Genomic DNA, 17,657 nt, shown 5'->3' with positions numbered 1-17,657 from the left:
TAACGGACACCAGCAACAAAACAAGGACAATCTCCCTAATAGCTAGAAACTTCCTACCTGAAATGATAAAATGGTACGAGTAGGGGACAGGAAGGAATGAATTAAGAATATGGAAGAAGTTGTAAAAATACATCAACTGGTAAAAAAGCTTTCTTTAGAAGTCGTGTATGGCGATGAAGAAAGTCTAAATAGAGAAATTACGACAGGGGATATTTCACGACCTGGATTGGAATTAACTGGCTATTTTAATTACTATCCTCATAATCGTTTACAATTGTTTGGCAGTAAAGAGATTACTTTTTCTGAACGGATGATACCAGAAGAACGTTTGATGGTCATGCGCCGTTTATGTGAAAAAGATACCCCAGCTTTTATTATTTCTAGAGGATTGGAAGCGCCTGAAGAAATGGTGCAGGCCGCTAAAGAAAAAGGGCTAGCTGTGTTGCGCTCCCCTATTTCAACCTCGAGATTACTAGGAGAGTTATCAAGTTATCTGGATAGTCGTTTAGCCGCAAGAACCAGCGTTCATGGTGTTTTAGTCGATGTTTATGGTTTAGGTGTCCTGATCCAAGGGGACAGTGGAATTGGGAAAAGTGAAACTGCTTTAGAATTGATTAAACGTGGGCATCGATTGATTGCAGATGACCGAGTAGATGTTTATCAGCAAGATGAATTGACTGTTGTTGGTGAGCCACCGAAGATTTTGCAACATTTGATCGAAATTCGTGGGATTGGAATCATTGATGTCATGAACTTATTCGGTGCAAGTGCAGTTCGAGGGTTCATGCAGGTTCAACTTGTTGTTTATTTAGAAGCTTGGGAAAAAGATAAGAAATATGACCGCTTAGGTTCTGATGATGCAATGGTAGAAATTGCCAGTGTTGATGTGCCACAAATTCGCATTCCTGTGAAAACTGGTCGGAATGTAGCAATCATTATTGAAGTTGCTGCTATGAATTTCCGTGCAAAAACGATGGGCTATGATGCGACTAAGTCATTTGAAGAACGTTTAACAAGATTGATTGAAGAAAATTCTGGTGTAGAATAGTATAACTAAAACGAAGTGGACCGTTTTTACGGATGTTTTATCTAGCTTCATGAAGCAACATCTTGGAAAAAGATAAACTCTAAATATGACAATGAGCGTCATTTTTAGATTTCCCTATTTTTCGTCGATGTCAAACGCTTCATTCAGCTTTTAGCGTTATCTAGCTTCATGAAGCAACATCTTGGAAAAAAGATAAAATCTAAATATGACAAAGAGCGTCATTTTTAGATTTTCCTATTTTCTGTCAGAGTTAAATGAGTCCGCTTCGCTTTTAAATTAGGAGGAAGCCAAATGTTAGGACAAGTAAATCCAGTAGCATTTAATCTTTTTGGGATATCTGTGTACTGGTATGCAATTATTATTGTTTCAGGAATCGTACTAGCGGTTTGGCTGAGCAGTCGTGAAGCAGTTCGTGTGGGATTAAAAGAAGATGATGTGATTGATTTTATGTTGTGGGGACTGCCAAGTGCCATTATTGGCGCACGTTTGTATTATGTAATTTTTCAATGGCAGGATTATGTAGATAACCCTATTGAAATTATTTTGACTAGAAATGGTGGTCTAGCAATTTATGGCGGCTTGATCGGTGGCGGTCTTGCATTATTTTTCTTTACAAGACATCGATTTATTTCAACGTGGACCTTTTTAGATATCGCTGCGCCTAGCGTGATTTTGGCGCAAGGGATCGGACGTTGGGGTAATTTTATGAACCACGAAGCATATGGTCCAGCAACCACTCGAGCATTTTTAGAAGGCTTGCATTTGCCCAAGTTTATTATTGATAATATGAATATTGATGGAACTTATCATCAGCCGACTTTTTTATATGAATCAATTTGGAATGTGCTAGGTTTTATTGTATTGGTCATTTTGAGGAAAAAGAAAGATTTCTTAAAAGAAGGAGAAGTTGTTTTAGGTTACGTTATTTGGTATTCTTTTGGTCGATTCTTTATTGAAGGAATGCGGACGGATAGTCTTTATGCCTTTGGTAGCATTCGCGTCTCTCAAGTGTTTTCTTTAATATTATTTTTTGGGGCGATCGTAGTATTGATTATACGTCGGAAAAAAGGCGCGGTCCCATTTTATAATCGTGAAAAAGGAACTGTAAAAAAGGCTGTTTAGAACTGCCTATTCTGACCCACCTATGTTAAAATGTTAGATGGGTATGGAAATTATAAAATGAGTAATTTGGTTTTATTTATTTAAAAGAACTAGCAACGGGAAAACATAAAGTATTCCTGTTAAAGACTATTTGAGTTATTTGATTCATTCAGTTTTACCGAATCAGTATTTTGGAGAATAGACAATCTGCTTATAGAATAAAAAATATTCTTAAATCAGCTGCCTATTTTTCTGTCAGAGCTAAACGATTCGTTCAGCTTTTCAATGATCTAGCATCACTGAATCAGCTCTTCGGAAAAAAGATAAAAACTAAATGAGTCAAAGAGCGACTCAGTTAGTTATTCCTATTTTTCTGTCAGAGCTAAACGATTCGTTCAGCTTTTCTATTTTGAAAGGAGTTTTTCACCAATGAAACAAAAAGTTGCTGTTTTAGGTCCCGGTTCTTGGGGAACTGCATTGGCTCAGGTTTTAGCAGAAAATGGTCATGAGGTTCGCATTTGGGGACATAATAAGGCACAAATTGATGAAATCAATACTCAGCATACGAATCATCATTATCTTCCTGATTTGGTCATTCCAGAATCAATTCAAGGGAAGGTATCGCTCGAAGAATGTATCGAAGAGGCAGATGCTGTCTTATTTGTTGTACCCACCAAAGCAATTCGAACGGTGGCACAAGAGTTCACAGAGAAATGTAAAAATCAGCCGTTGATTATTCATGCGAGTAAGGGCTTGGAACAAGGCAGTCATAAACGAATATCTGAAGTTTTGATGGAAGAGATTCCTACAGAAAAAAGAAGAGGCGTAGTTGTTTTATCTGGCCCGAGTCATGCTGAGGAAGTGGCTGTTCATGATATTACAACGATTACAGCGGCAAGTGAGAAAATAGCAGCGGCCAAATATGTTCAATCATTATTTATGAATGATTATTTTAGAATTTATACGAATGATGATGTGATCGGTGTTGAAACCGGCGCGGCTTTGAAAAATATCATCGCTTTAGGGGCTGGGGCAATTCATGGCTTAGGTTTTGGAGACGATGCAAAAGCTGCAATCATGACACGTGGTTTAGCTGAAATCAGCCGTTTAGGGGTAGCAATGGGCGCAAATCCTCTGACTTTCATCGGGTTAAGTGGAGTTGGTGATTTGATCGTTACGTGTACAAGTGTTCATTCACGGAATTGGCGAGCTGGTAATCTACTTGGAAAAGGTCATAGCTTAGATGAAGTCCTTGAGAATATGGGCATGATCGTTGAAGGCGTTTCAACAACGAAAGCAGCCTATGAGTTATCTCAACAGTTGAATGTGGATATGCCGATTACAGCAGCAATTTATAAGGTATTGTATGAGGGCAAAGATGTAAAACAAGCAGCGAAAGAAATCATGTTGCGTGATGGTAAAACGGAAAATGAATTTTCTATATAATTTTTAGGAGGCCTATTGGCATGAAAGTAAAAAAAGCGGTTATTCCAGCGGCTGGTCTGGGAACAAGATTTTTACCAGCGACAAAAGCGATGGCAAAGGAAATGTTGCCGATCGTAGATAAACCAACGATTCAATTTATTGTTGAAGAAGCACTGGCTTCTGGAATCGAAGATATTTTGATTGTTACAGGGAAAGCAAAACGTCCGATCGAAGATCATTTTGATGCAAATTTTGAATTGGAAAGCAATCTTCGAGAGAAAAATAAAACTGATTTATTAAAATTGGTCGAAGAAACGACAGATGTCAATCTTCATTTTATTCGTCAATCACATCCTAAAGGCTTAGGTCATGCTGTGCTGCAAGCGAAAGCCTTTGTAGGCAATGAACCGTTTGTCGTAATGCTAGGTGATGATATTATGGAAGATAAGATTCCGTTGTCTAAACAACTGATGAATGATTATGATGAAACACATGCCTCAACGATTGCAGTAATGAAAGTACCACATGAAGAAACATCGAAATATGGCATCATTAATCCAGAGGCTGAAGTTTCTAAAGGATTGTTCAATGTGAATAGTTTTGTAGAAAAGCCAACACCTGAGGAAGCCCCAAGTGATCTAGCGATTATTGGTCGTTATTTATTGACACCTGAAATTTTCCATGTATTAGAATCACAAGAGCCAGGTGCAGGTGGTGAGATTCAATTAACGGATGCTATTGATACCTTGAACAAAACACAACGTGTATTTGCTAGAGAATTTACTGGTAAACGTTATGATGTTGGGGATAAATTTGGTTTTATGAAAACTAGTATTGAATATGGATTAGTCCACCCAGAAGTTAAAGACAATTTACGTGATTACATTATTGAATTAGGGGCACAACTTGCTAAAAAAGACACACATGAAAAGAAATAGAAATGAACTGTAGTATTATTTTTCTTTTAGAGATGAGGTTGGAACAGGAGTGTTTATTTCTGAAGAGATTGCTTCTACTCCCGCCGTTTATATGAATTCCATGTGATTGGGATATGACTCAAAGAGTTATGTTCCAATCACGTATTTTTTTACCCAAAAAATCATCAAGTTTATTGCTATTTTTGGTGGAGAGTTATGCGATGAATTGTTATAATTAGGGGAACAAAGTTAATTGAATAATTTGTGAAAAAGACCAGTTGGTGTTATTCTAAGAACATGAAATAATTGATGAAAGGAGCAAGGATATGACAGGTGGAGAGGTTGCAGCGATTATTGCTGCAGTAGCGTTTGCTGTATTAGTAGTATTTATTGTTTTAGTCTTGATGAAAATCGGGAAAACGGTAGAACGAGTGACGACTACAGTTGATGAAGCAAATAAAACAATCGAGGTTGTTACAAAAGATGTAGATATCTTATCTAGACAAGTAGAAGGGCTTTTAGTAAAAAGTAATGTGTTGCTAGATGATGTGAATAAAAAAGTAGCGACGATTGATCCATTATTTGAAGCAGTAGCTGAGTTAAGTGAGAGTGTTTCCGAACTGAATTATTCAAGTAAAAATCTACTTGGAAAAGTTGGAGCAGTTGGTAAGACAACAGCAAAAGCTGGTGTGGTTAGTAAAGTCGGTGGCGCAGCATTTAGAGCATTTCGTCCCAAAAAATCATCAAAAGTTAGTGAAACAACAAAATAATAATAGATAATGGAGGAATTAACATGGCGAAAAAAGGCGGATTTTTCTTAGGAGCAATTATTGGTGGAACAGCAGCAGCTGTAGCAGCTCTTTTATTAGCACCTAAATCAGGGAAAGAATTACGTGAAGATTTAGCAAACCAAGCTGATGACTTTAAGGACAAAGCAACAGATTATACGGACTACGCGGTGCAAAAAGGTTCTGAGTTATCATCGATTGCAAAAGACAAAGCAAGTGTATTAGGTGAACAAGCTGGGGATTTGGCAGGTAATGTGAAAGACAAGACGAAAGATTCTTTAGATAAAGCACAAGGCGTCTCAGATACAGTGCTAGAATCATTCAAAAAACAAACAGGTGATTTATCGGATCGTTTCAAGAAATCAGCTAAAGATGTTAATGATCAAGTGGATGAATTAGGTGATATTGCTGAAGAGGCATCAGACGATATTTTTATTGATGTGAAACACTCTGCTAAAAAAGCCAAAGAAACTGTTTCTGAAGGTGTAGCTGAAGCAAAAGTAGCAACGAAAGATGTACCAGAAAAAGCAGAAGAAGCAAAGGCAGAGACTAAAAATGCTGCTAAAGAAGCAGTAGACGAGCTTAAAGGCAAATAAAAAAGAGGGCTTGCATTCTAAACAGAGTGCAAGCTTTCTTTTTATCAGTTAAGAATGATTAGTTCTTTTGGTGTTTTCGTGAAAGCTTCGCATCCAGTTTTAGTTACGTGCAAGCAATCTTCAATGCGGACACCAACTTTTTCAGGAATATAGATACCTGGTTCGATTGAAAAACACATACCTTCTTCAATGATCAAATCGTTGCCAGTAACTAGTGAAGGATATTCATGAACAGTTGTCCCAATACCATGTCCTAATCGATGATTGAAATAATCTCCATAACCATAACTACTGATGACACCACGCGCCACTTCATCCAATTCTCCTGCAGTAACACCAGGTTTGACTGCATCCATAGCTTTCAATTGCGCTTCTAACACAATTGCATAAATTTCTTTTTGAAAATCTGTAGGTTCTTTATAAGCAACTGTTCGAGTAACGTCACTACAATAGCCATTGTATACAACACCTAAATCAAATAAAACGAGATCTTGTTTCGTAACTGCTGTATTTCCTGGATTGCCATGAGGGCTTGCCGCATTTTTACCAGCAAGAACTAATGTATCAAAACTCATCGAACGAATCCCCTGACGTTTTAATTGATATTCGATTTCAGCTAATATTTCTTGTTCTTTAGCGCCCTCTTTGATCGCTTTAAACCCAATTTCCAAGGCAACATCCGCCCAATTACCAGCTTCCATCAGTTTAGCAACTTCGTCTGATGTTTTGAGTAGTTGCAGTTTTTCGATGACAGGTGTGACACTTACTGTAAAATCACTAGTAGGAAAATAATGAGTCAAAATATCAAAACGAGCAACAGTCAACGCTTCTTTTTCAGTCGCAATTTTTGTTGGGGTTTCATTATTTTTAATGAGTTGAGCAATTTTTTCCCACGGATTTTCGCTATCAAGATAACCATGAACAGGGTAGCTCCATGAACTTTTTTCAGCATCTTCAACTTCCAAAGCTGGTGTAAATAAAAAAGGGTCATGATTTAATGAGATAAATAAAGCTAAAACCCGTTCGTGGGGATCACTTTTATAGCCAGAAAAATAAGCAATATGTCCAGGATCACTAATATAAGTGAGGTCGATATTCTCGCTGGCCATCCATTTTTTTAGATCATTGATTTTTTCGTGATTCATAAATATCCTTCTTTCTTTTGAACGATTCGTTGTAAAACTTATCTTTATCATACCACGAAAAGGCCTAAAGCGCTTTTTGAAATATGTAGTAAATTTTCATGAAAATGGGATAAAACGGTTGCAAAAATAAAAAAACTCTGCTATTCTTAGTGAGAAATGTAAACAGCGTTTTCAGAAAATGAAAAAAACTATAAATATTTAGGAGAATTAACATGGAAAAACAAACAATTACGATTTATGATGTTGCTCGTGAAGCAAATGTATCCATGGCGACAGTCTCTCGTGTAGTGAATGGCAATCCAAACGTAAAGCCTGCTACTCGGAAAAAAGTGTTAGAAGTAATTGATCGCTTAGATTATCGCCCCAATGCTGTAGCGCGTGGCTTAGCAAGTAAAAAAACGACAACTGTGGGTGTGATCATCCCCGATGTCAGCAATATCTTTTTTGCCTCTTTAGCTCGAGGAATCGATGATGTCGCTACAATGTATAAATACAATATTATTCTAGCAAATTCTGACAGCAACGATCAAAAAGAAGTGAATGTATTAAATAATCTTTTAGCTAAACAAGTTGATGGGATCATTTTTATGGGACATCATATCACCGATGAAATTCGTGGTGAATTTTCTCGTTCTAAAACACCTGTTGTTTTAGCTGGTTCGATCGATCCTGACCAACAAGTTGGCAGTGTGAATATTGATTATACTGAAGCTACGAAAGATGCGACCAATATATTAGCTAAAAATGGCAATAAAAAAATCGCTTTTGTCAGTGGTGCGCTGATCGATCCAATCAATGGCCAAAATCGTATCAAAGGATACAAAGCAGCTTTAGCTGATAATGGTTTATCTTATAATGAAGGCTTGATTTTTGAGTCTGAGTATAAGTTTAAGGCGGGTATCTCATTAGCAGAACGTATCCGTAATAGTGGCGCAACAGCAGCCTATGTAACGGATGATGAACTAGCAATTGGTTTATTGGATGGCATGATCGATGCTGGTGTGAAAGTGCCAGAAGAATTTGAAATTATTACAAGTAATAACTCGTTATTAACAGAAGTTGCTCGTCCACGTCTTTCAAGCGTGACTCAACCATTATATGATATTGGTGCGGTTTCAATGCGTTTATTGACAAAATTAATGAATAAAGAAGAAATTGAAGACAAGACAGTAATCTTACCATATGGTTTGGATCAAAAAGGATCAACAAAATAAGAAATAATAGGAACCTCACGCAAATTGTTTTGCGTGAGGTTCCTTTACTACTCCATAAAAAAACAGACAACTTGAAATTAGCTGTCTGTTTTTTTATTAGTTACTACTTCCACTAGAGCTGGGCGTAGTATTTTCTTTTTTCTCATCCTCTTTTTTGGTCTCTTCTTTTTTCTCAGAAGAAGAGGGTGTTGTTGAACCTGAGTTATTATTTGAAGAGGATGGGCTTGACGTTGCATAACGGCCCCAATAGGCGCTATAATTTGCATCTGACCCGCCAAAGCCAAATTTATATTTACTTTTAGGTGCGCCATCTTTTGCATACAATGACACAACATTTGGTCCCGGTGCAGTATAAGTACCACCATTATAAGTAAATGTTCCAGGTTTTTCTCCTGTGAAATTAGAAACAGTTGATTTGATCACATCATTTGAAAGTGTGAATTTTTCCCCATTACCAAATAAATCTGGTCTGACAGAATAGACTGCATTCGCCAAGTTAGCAAGATAGGTACTATTTTGATCTCCGCTATTAGGACTCATAGCGGTTGGATTATCGTAGCCTGTCCATGAGCCTAGCGTGATTGTTGGTGTAGAAACGACTAACCAAGCATCTACATAAGAATCTGTGGTCCCAGTTTTACCGATCCAGTCAAGGCTTCCTAAAGCAGGATTTAAGCCGCTGACTAAATTTTTGAAAGGTGTTGTTATTTTTGAATCTAAAACAGAACGCATCATATCGTTCATGATAGAAGCTGTTGCTTGTGAATATACTTGGACAGGTGCCTCTTTGTGTTCATAAATCACGTTCCCATTCGTGTCCGTGATTTTGTCGATCATATAGCCTTGTTGATATTGTCCTTTATTAGCTAGAGCTTGAAAGCCATTTGTTTGTGTTAAAACCGTTGCTTCTACAGAACCCAAAGGCGCTGATTCATAAGCCCAAGCCTCACTAGCAGGATAGTTCATTTTACTTAAATAATTATTATAAGAGAAATTATCGTCACCCATTTGTTTTTTCATCGCTTCATTTAGATGGTATACAGGAATATTATATGACCACTCTAATGAATGGCGAACGGTATCAAAGGTATTGGTACCAGAATTTGTTGCATTCGTCAATTCACCACCAAGATTATAAGTAGTAGGATAGTTCGCTAGGCGACTTTCTGAACCAATCATACCTTGATCGATCGCAGGTCCATAAACAGAGATAGGTTTGATCGTAGAACCAACTTGACGAACTGTATCTAGGGCATGATTACTTTGACTGACATTATAATCACGACCGGCAACAAAACCAATTATGCGACCTGTTTTATTATCCATTAAGACATTACCCGTTTCGACAAGACCCGCACCATAACCATCGTCTAGCATATAGCCAAAATTTGCGACTGCATTTTGCATCGTGTCATAAACTTGTTGGTCAATCGTTGATTGAATGGTATAGCCACGGCTTTGAATTTCTTTTCTTGCTTGATCTTCATACTGATCAAGCGCTAAAGCATCTAGTGTATCTTTTTTGACTCCAGCTTTTTCTATATTGAGATCCATTACAACTTTTACAGCCTGATTCAAGACAGCGTGGTATAGATAATCTTCGGTATCTTGATTGGCCGCTTGTTGGGGTTGGAAATCTTGTTTTAAGTCATAGCTTTTCGCTGCTTCATACTCTTCTTTGGTAATTGCTTTTTCTCGATACATACTGAACAAGACAAAATCTTTTCGCTTCATCCCATAAGCTAGGTTTTCATCATCCTTCAACGCACCTGTGTTGCTATAAGGTGTGTAAATGATAGGACTTTGGGGGAGTCCTGCAATGAAGGCGGCTTGAGGAAGAGTTAAGTCATTTGCATTTTTACCAAAAAGTCCTTTTGCTGCTTCTTCAACGCCTGCGATATTTTCACCTTTATTATTCCGACCAAAGGGAGAAACATTTAAATAAGTCGTAACAATCTCATCTTTTGAAAAATATTTTTCGATACGATAAGCGAGAAGTATTTCATTAGCTTTCCGTTTAAACGTCGTTTCATCTGTTAAGATTTGTTGTTTGACTAATTGTTGTGTCAGCGTTGAGCCACCGGATGAACCGCCCATACCCGTTGCATCTGAAACTAAAGCACGAATCACGGCTTTTGGAACAACGCCTTTATGTTCTTCAAAGTATTCGTCCTCAGTAGAAATAATCGCTTTTTTGAGTAGTGGAGAGATATGTTCTCCATCAACTCGTGTTCTGACAAGGTCAGATTTGATGGTAGCGATAGTTGTACCATCAGCATAGGTCATATGAGAAACTTCAGTAATATCACTGATTTCAGTTTGAAGTTCCTCTTTTGTCGGTGGCTGAGTATCTTCGACTAGAAAAGCAAAATACCCCATACCGATCCCCATGCCTAAAGCACCGCCTAAAAGTAGCATAACGACTGCAAAGACAAATAACGACTGCAGCACACGAATCACTACATTTATAATCAAAAAAATCTTTTTCTTTTCTGGTCCTTTATTAGAATGTTGTTCCGTCTTACGGGAATTATCCTGATTTTCCAAAAGCTTCACCTCAATAAAATGATACATTCCGTGATATTATAGCAAAAAAAAACTATAATGAACAGTTGTTCAGGTATTTATAAGAACTTAATCAAAAAAACTTAATATTAACTACGGGAAAAATAGAAAATAGGACGCCCTTTTTTATTATCTCCGTCTATGCTTATTCGCTGGCATTCTCTGCTAGTCTGAATAATACGATTTTTTGGATCAATTCTATAGGTAGTTCTTTATCTAAAGGGAATTGGATCGCTCCTTTACTGGTTTTAAATCCAGCTAATTCTTCTTTGAAAGTATCAATAGCAGCAGGAGCAGGATAAAACCCAATATCATTTTTCATATTGGCAAAATGGACTAAATTACCCTTTAAATAAAAGGTTGGCATGCCATAGGCCATTTTTTCTGTTGCTTTGGGTGCAAGATTTTTGATCAGAGTATAGAGTTGGGTCAATTTTTCCTGTCGATCTGCTGGTGTGGTTAAAATATATTCTTCAATGATGCTCATGTTCAATCCCTACTTTCAGATTAAATGATACTTTCAGTATACCATGTGTTGTTTTTTTTGCGTCAAAAGAAGATAGACAGTGAAAGTTCAAAAGGTTATATGGTACACTATCAGTGCGCTGTAGAACATGGTGAGAGGCTGAATGAAGATGAAGAGGCAAACGCACTATTTAAGAAACTCACACCAGACTATAACAAAGAGTGGGCAAGATATATTTATAGGGCCAAGCAAGTAGCAACACAAGAAAAAAGAAAAAAATAAATGATCGATATCCTTGAAAAAGGCTTTAAATCAAAAGAATTGTATCGTCAATATTTGGCAAAATAAAGGAGAAGTGGCGATGGATAATGTAGAAGAATATAGCGTAACGATCGAAACAAAATGGCAAGAAGCCTATCAATCTTTAGCTAAAGTTATTGCTGAAAATATACCTGAAGGGTTTATCTTACAGATGCAGTATGGAATGCCGACCTATGTCGTTCCCTTGAGTGTTTTTCCAGCTGGTTATCTAGGTCGAAAAAACGAACCATTGCCGTTTATTAGTCTAGCTGCTCAGAAGAGACATTTATCATTGTATCATATGGGAATCATGGGTGATAAAGAGTTATTGTCATGGTTTCAAGCGGAATATCAAAAAGTTGTTCCAACAAAGCTGAATATGGGGAAAAGTTGTATTCGATTTAGTAATCCGAAATATACTCCATATGAGTTGATTGGAGAATTGGTTCGTAAAATTTCGATGGATGATTGGATTGCCAGTTATACTCATTTTACAGAAAAAAATAGCAAGTAGAAGCTGAGTAGTTAAAGAAGCAAAAAGATTGTTTTTTCAGTTTGTTTCACGTACTCTTTTAAAGGATGCAGAATTCAGAATGTTTAGAGGCAAATTAGTTGGGAAGCGGTATAGTGATTCTTTGATTACATCAATTTCTCAGGAGCTAAAGCTCTAAAGGTTGAAAGGTTCGGAAAAAAGATAAAAAAAGAATGAGACAGAAATCATCTCAGTCATTTTTTCCTATTTTTCAGTCGAGGCCAAATGAGCTCGTTCAGCTTTTAATCATGTCTAGCTTCACGAGCTAGCCTCTCGGAAAAAAGATAAAAAAAGAATGAGACAGAAATCATCTCAGTCATTTTTTCCTATTTTTCAATCGAGGCCAAATGAGCTCGTTCAGCTTTTAAAATTAGGAGGTTTATTATGTTATTAGGTTCACATGTTAGTATGAGTGGGAAAAAAATGTTATTAGGTTCTGCTGAAGAGGCAGCTAGTTATGAGGCAACAACATTTATGATCTACACTGGTGCGCCGCAGAATACTCGTCGCAAACCGGTAGAAGAGATGAATATTGAATCAGGTCATGAGTATATGGCGGCACACAATTTGAGTAATATCGTTGTGCATGCACCATATATTATTAATCTAGGAAATACGATCAAATTAGAAAACTTCGGTTTTGCTACCGCTTTTTTACGTCAAGAAATTGAGCGCGTTCATGCCTTAGGTGCAACGCAAATCACGTTACATCCAGGAGCTCACGTTGGAGCAGGCGTTGATGCTGGGCTGAAACAAATCATCAAAGGACTTGACGAAGTGTTATGGAAAGAGCAAGTGCCGCAAATTGCTTTGGAAACGATGGCAGGTAAGGGTACGGAACTTGGTCGGACTTTTGAAGAGCTGGCAACGATCATTGAAGGGGTCAAATTGAATGAGAAGCTGTCTGTAACGATGGACACTTGTCATATCAATGATGCAGGCTATAATGTAAAAGATGACTTCGATGGTGTTTTGGAAGAATTCGATAAAATCATTGGGTTGGATCGCTTGAAAGTTGTGCATGTCAACGATTCTAAAAATCCAATGGGTTCACATAAAGATCGTCATGCTAATATCGGTTTTGGCACAATTGGCTTTGATGCACTGAATAAAGTAGTTCACCATGAAAAATTACAAAAACTACCTAAAATTTTAGAAACACCTTATGTGGGCGAGGATAAAAAAACAAGTAAAGCGCCTTATGGGTATGAGATTGCCATGTTAAAAGCTCAAAAATTCGACCCAGAACTATTGGAAAAAATCGAAGGACAAAAGTAATCGTTCATCTAGATAGCTTGATATAAAGAAATAGATTAAGAAGAATTGCTCTGTCGTAAATTTCTTGTGAGGAATATGACAAAAGAGCTTTTCTTTTCGACCTCTTTCTAGTAAAATGGGTTCTTGAGAGCAATTTATTCAAAATAGGGATAGAAATCCCGTTAAAATTTAGAAAGATCCGCTTTGTAAGAGTAATGACTGCATAATAGAATCAGCAGAAGTTCTTACTTAGCATTTCTAGCAGAAAGGAGAGATTTATATGTCAACAGGTTTAGTAGTATTGATCGCGATTATCGCTTTATTAGCAGGTGCAGCAGGTGGATTTTTCCTTGCGCGCAAATATATGCAAGACTATTTCAAAAAGAATCCTCCCGTTAATGAGGATATGTTACGAATGATGATGATGTCTATGGGACAAAAACCTTCTGAGAAGAAGATTCGTCAGATGATGCAGCAAATGAAGAACCAAGGAGACAAATAGGTTCTTTAAAGCGATTCAGAATTCAAGGACACAACGGGCTGATTTTTTCAGTCCGTTTTTTTGTATTTATTTTTAAACAAATGAAAGGAGTTGGAATGAAATGAGAAAACAACAAATGAATGATGTGAGTGCACAGTAGTTAGTTTAAAAAAGGAGAATGTACATGTCTATATTTAAGAAATTAGGGTGGTTTTTTAAAAAAGAGAAAAAAAGTTATATGATTGGGATTTTTTCATTGGTGATGGTTGCACTTGTACAATTAGTTCCACCGAAAGTGATTGGGATCGTTGTCGATGAAATTGCTGCAAAAAATCTGACGATCAAACCGATTTTATTTTGGATCGGTATTTTACTCGCAGCGGCTGTTGCTCAGTATATTTTTCGTTATATATGGCGGATACATATTTGGGGGAGTGCAGCACGACTTGAAAAGGATTTAAGAAGGCAATTATTTCAGCATTTTACGAAAATGGACAATGTTTTTTATCAGAAATATCGAACAGGTGACTTGATGGCGCATGCAACGAATGATTTAAATGCGATTCAAAACGTTGCTGGTGCAGGGATCTTAACGTTTGCTGATTCAATGATCACAGGAGGGGCTACGATCATTGCCATGGTTTTATTTGTTGATTGGCGTTTAACCTTGATTGCTTTGATTCCATTGCCATTATTAGCCGTAACATCAAGAGTATTAGGATCGAAATTACATGATGCTTTTCGTGATTCACAGGCAGCATTTTCGACGATCAATGATAAAACACAAGAAAGTATTACAGGGATGAAAGTCATTAAGACGTTTGGTCAAGAAAAAGAAGACATCCAAGATTTTACGGAAAAAATCGAAGATGCTATCGTTAAAAATAAACGTGTAAACTTTCTAGATGCTTTATTTGATCCATTTATTACCTTGATCATCGGAATTTCTTATGTTTTAACAATCATCATGGGTGGACGATTTATTATGGAAGGAACGATCACGATCGGTCAGTTGATTTCATTTATCAGCTATATTGGAATGCTCGTGTGGCCGATGTTTGCCATTGGTCGCTTGTTTAATGTACTGGAGCGGGGAAATGCGAGTTATGATCGTGTCAATGAGTTATTACATGAGAATACCCATATCATTGAAAAGAAAGACGCACTGAGCACACCAGCTAAAGGACGGTTATCAATAGAAGTTGCTGAGTTCACCTATCCAAATGATGAACAAGCAACATTAGAGCAAATCAAATTCACGCTAGGCGCCGGAGAAACGCTAGGAATCGTTGGAAAGACTGGTGCTGGAAAAACGACTATATTAAAATTATTGATGCGTGAATATGATCATTATCAAGGTCGTGTGACGTTTGGAGAACGGGATATTAAAGATTATTCATTAGATGCGCTAATGAATTCAATAGGTTATGTTCCTCAAGACCATTTTCTGTTTTCAATGACAGTCAGAGACAACATTCGGTTTGCTGATCCTGATTTTACCGAAGAAAAAGTCGAAGAAGCAGCCGAAATGGCCTTTATCAATAATGAAATCAAAGCGTTCCCTAAAGGCTATGATACCTTGGTCGGCGAACGTGGCGTGTCACTATCGGGTGGTCAAAAGCAACGGATTTCAATTGCTAGGGCTTTGATTGTAGAGCCAGAATTATTGATTTTAGACGATGCTTTATCAGCTGTTGATGCCAAAACAGAAGAAGCAATTCTTTCAAACCTAAAAGAAGCAAGGAAAGAAAAAACAACGATTATTGCGGCACACCGATTAAGTAGTGTGATGCATGCTAAAGAGATCATCGTATTAGATGAGGGGAGAATTGTTGAACGCGGTACGCATCAAGAGTTATTAAGATTGGCTGGTTGGTATAAGCGGATGTGGGATAAACAACAATTAGAAGCAAAAATTGAAGGGAGTGAAGCATAATGGAAGAACAATATGAATCTGAATGGACGAAATCAGTACCATTAAAAGAACAAGTTTCAATCGTTAAACGCTTGCTTAAATTTGCTCGACCGTTTCGTCGGACTTTTTTTACGGCAATTTTGTTTGCCTTGATTCTTTCGATTATCAATATTATTTTGCCGCGAATCATTCAAACCTTCATGGATGATTATTTAACACCAAAAACGGCTACCAATCAAGTCATTCTCTTTTTTGCCGGTCTGTATTTATTTGGTGTGATTGTTAAAAGTATTGTCTGGTTTTTCCAGTGGTTCTTATATTCAACGGCTTCACTGAAAACCTATCAATATATTCGTGTAAAGTTATTTGAAAAGCTACAAACGTTAGGAATGCGTTATTTTGACCAAACACCAGCTGGTTCGATTGTTTCTCGTGTGACGAATGATACGGAGACGTTATTTGAATTTTGGTATGTCTTTTTAATGGTTTTAACAGGGATTTTTGCGGTAAGTTCTTCGTTTATTGCGATGTTCCAAATTAATGGCAAAATTGCGCTGTACAATTTAATTTTCTTACCGATTTTATTGGTTGTGATTTGGTATTACCAAAAATTCAGTTCTAGAATTTATCGAAGTATGCGGGAAAAATTAAGTCAGTTGAATACAAAGCTTAATGAATATATTTCTGGGATGCAAATCATTCAACAATTTCGTCAAGAGCAGCGTTTGGAAAAAGAATTTGAGGAAACAAATAACGAGTATTTGCGAACACGTTATTCAATGATCAAAACCAATTCATTATTGTTAGGTCCGATTATTAACTTTCTTTATACCTTAGCAATTGCCTTGACCCTAACCTTATTTGGTTATGATGCATTACATTCTCCAGTAGAAGTCGGCTTGATTTATGCTTTTGTGACCTATGTTCAAGCTTTCTTTAATCCGATGACACAAATGATGGATTTTTTAAGTGTTTTTACGGATGGGCTGGTTGCGGGCAGTCGTATTTTGAAGATTTTTGTTAATGAAGAATTGACACCACAACAAAATGTTGGGGCAAATGCAGAAATTATTCGTGGGAAAATTGAATTTCGTAATGTGAGCTTTTCTTATGATGGGGAAAATAACGTGTTAACTAATATCAGCTTTATTGCGAATCCTGGTGAAACCGTTGCACTGATTGGACATACTGGGAGTGGTAAAAGTTCGATCATCAATGTATTGATGCGTTTTTATGAGTTTTATGAGGGAGAAATTTTGATTGATGATCGTGATATTCGCGATTATCCTTTACCTGAGTTGAGAATGAAATTGGGGTTAGTTTTACAAGATGCATTTATGTTTTATGGAGATATTGCAGGCAATATTCGTATGCTAAATCCAGAAATCACGGATGAACAAATCAAAGAAGCGGCCGAATTTGTTCAAGCTGATAAGTTTATCGAAACGTTACCCAAAAAATATCATGCAAAAGTAATCGAACGTGGGGCAAGTTATTCAAGCGGTCAAAGGCAATTGATTTCATTTGCTCGAACAATCGTAACGAATCCTAAAATTCTTGTATTGGATGAAGCAACAGCGAATATCGATACTGAGACAGAAGGATTGATCCAGGAAGGGTTGGCAAATATGCGCCAAGGAAGAACAACGATTGCAATCGCTCATCGTTTGTCGACCATTCGCGATGCGGATCTTATTTTAGTGTTGGATAAAGGTAGAATTGTGGAACGCGGTGACCATGACCATTTATTAGCTCAAAATGGTCTATATGCAGACATGTATCAACTACAAAATAGCGAAGGGTAGAGTCTAAAAGAATTGTAAAAGCAGGGACTATGGAAAGTTCTTGCTTTTTTATTTTACTAATAAAAAGTAAGCTTAAAGGTGATGCGATAGTGGAAAAAGCAT

The 17,657-nt window shown here is 37.1% G+C and carries 16 protein-coding genes; 13 read left to right on the top strand and 3 right to left on the bottom strand.

The genetic code is table 11. The features are described 5' to 3' along the window. Positions 1–109 precede the first annotated feature (109 nt). The 6 genes from hprK to BCR24_RS01200 all read left to right on the top strand — a co-directional run bounded on the left by hprK (position 110) and on the right by BCR24_RS01200 (position 5,875). Positions 110–1,048, top strand: coding sequence for an HPr(Ser) kinase/phosphatase (gene hprK, locus BCR24_RS01225; protein ID WP_069638733.1), 939 nt, complete (start codon positions 110–112; stop codon positions 1,046–1,048). 291 nt (positions 1,049–1,339) lie between these two features. Beyond that, complete coding sequence (lgt, locus tag BCR24_RS01220; protein ID WP_069638732.1) at positions 1,340–2,170, top strand: prolipoprotein diacylglyceryl transferase; 831 nt, start codon at positions 1,340–1,342, stop codon at positions 2,168–2,170. Positions 2,171–2,578: 408 nt separating this feature from the next. Next, positions 2,579–3,595: an NAD(P)H-dependent glycerol-3-phosphate dehydrogenase gene (locus BCR24_RS01215; RefSeq protein ID WP_069638731.1), complete on the top strand. Its 1,017-nt coding sequence runs from the start codon at positions 2,579–2,581 to the stop codon at positions 3,593–3,595. 20 nt (positions 3,596–3,615) lie between these two features. Beyond that, a complete protein-coding gene (galU, locus tag BCR24_RS01210) occupies positions 3,616–4,512 on the top strand; it encodes a UTP--glucose-1-phosphate uridylyltransferase GalU (protein ID WP_069638730.1) in 897 nt (298 codons plus the stop codon). Between the two features lie 305 nt (positions 4,513–4,817). Then, entirely contained in the window at positions 4,818–5,261 is a 444-nt protein-coding gene (locus BCR24_RS01205) for a DUF948 domain-containing protein (RefSeq protein ID WP_069638729.1), read from the top strand. Positions 5,262–5,284: 23 nt separating this feature from the next. After that, positions 5,285–5,875 (top strand): YtxH domain-containing protein, encoded by a 591-nt coding sequence (locus BCR24_RS01200; RefSeq protein WP_069638728.1) that lies wholly within the window; start codon positions 5,285–5,287, stop codon positions 5,873–5,875. A 44-nt stretch (positions 5,876–5,919) separates the two neighbouring features. Here BCR24_RS01200 and BCR24_RS01195 read toward each other — a convergent pair whose 3' ends face one another. Then, positions 5,920–7,020, bottom strand: a complete 1,101-nt coding sequence (locus BCR24_RS01195) for an aminopeptidase P family protein (protein WP_069638727.1) — start codon at positions 7,018–7,020, stop codon at positions 5,920–5,922. A 212-nt stretch (positions 7,021–7,232) separates the two neighbouring features. Between BCR24_RS01195 and ccpA the strand changes: the two genes are divergently transcribed. After that, positions 7,233–8,234 carry a catabolite control protein A gene (gene ccpA, locus BCR24_RS01190; protein WP_069638726.1) on the top strand — a complete coding sequence of 334 codons (1,002 nt, stop codon included), beginning with the start codon at positions 7,233–7,235 and terminating at the stop codon, positions 8,232–8,234. 96 nt (positions 8,235–8,330) lie between these two features. On the opposite strand, the gene BCR24_RS01185 is transcribed toward ccpA, so the two are convergent. Continuing rightward, on the bottom strand, positions 8,331–10,808 hold the full coding sequence (locus tag BCR24_RS01185) for a transglycosylase domain-containing protein (protein WP_239574215.1): 2,478 nt from the start codon (positions 10,806–10,808) through the stop codon (positions 8,331–8,333). Between the two features lie 136 nt (positions 10,809–10,944). Beyond that, complete coding sequence (locus tag BCR24_RS01180) at positions 10,945–11,286, bottom strand: iron chaperone (protein ID WP_069638724.1); 342 nt, start codon at positions 11,284–11,286, stop codon at positions 10,945–10,947. 24 nt (positions 11,287–11,310) lie between these two features. On the opposite strand from BCR24_RS01180, the gene BCR24_RS16325 reads away from it, so the two are divergent. From BCR24_RS16325 to BCR24_RS01155, 6 genes are all read left to right on the top strand, one after another. Beyond that, entirely contained in the window at positions 11,311–11,547 is a 237-nt protein-coding gene (locus tag BCR24_RS16325; RefSeq protein ID WP_204638630.1) for a YdeI/OmpD-associated family protein, read from the top strand. 79 nt (positions 11,548–11,626) lie between these two features. Further along, positions 11,627–12,079, top strand: a complete 453-nt coding sequence (locus BCR24_RS01175; protein ID WP_069638723.1) for a DUF1801 domain-containing protein — start codon at positions 11,627–11,629, stop codon at positions 12,077–12,079. Between the two features lie 402 nt (positions 12,080–12,481). After that, positions 12,482–13,375: a deoxyribonuclease IV gene (locus BCR24_RS01170; RefSeq protein ID WP_069638722.1), complete on the top strand. Its 894-nt coding sequence runs from the start codon at positions 12,482–12,484 to the stop codon at positions 13,373–13,375. Positions 13,376–13,634: 259 nt separating this feature from the next. Further along, positions 13,635–13,856 carry a YneF family protein gene (locus tag BCR24_RS01165; RefSeq protein WP_010764461.1) on the top strand — a complete coding sequence of 74 codons (222 nt, stop codon included), beginning with the start codon at positions 13,635–13,637 and terminating at the stop codon, positions 13,854–13,856. Positions 13,857–14,019: 163 nt separating this feature from the next. Then, positions 14,020–15,771 carry an ABC transporter ATP-binding protein gene (locus BCR24_RS01160; RefSeq protein ID WP_069638721.1) on the top strand — a complete coding sequence of 584 codons (1,752 nt, stop codon included), beginning with the start codon at positions 14,020–14,022 and terminating at the stop codon, positions 15,769–15,771. Next, positions 15,771–17,555 (top strand): ABC transporter ATP-binding protein, encoded by a 1,785-nt coding sequence (locus BCR24_RS01155; RefSeq protein WP_069638720.1) that lies wholly within the window; start codon positions 15,771–15,773, stop codon positions 17,553–17,555. Before BCR24_RS01160 ends, BCR24_RS01155 begins: the two co-directional genes overlap by 1 nt. Positions 17,556–17,657 lie beyond the last annotated feature (102 nt).

This window comes from Enterococcus ureilyticus (assembly GCF_001730315.1).
Taxonomy (GTDB): domain Bacteria; phylum Bacillota; class Bacilli; order Lactobacillales; family Enterococcaceae; genus Enterococcus_L; species Enterococcus_L ureilyticus.
This window is presented reverse-complemented; position numbering and strand designations above follow the sequence as displayed.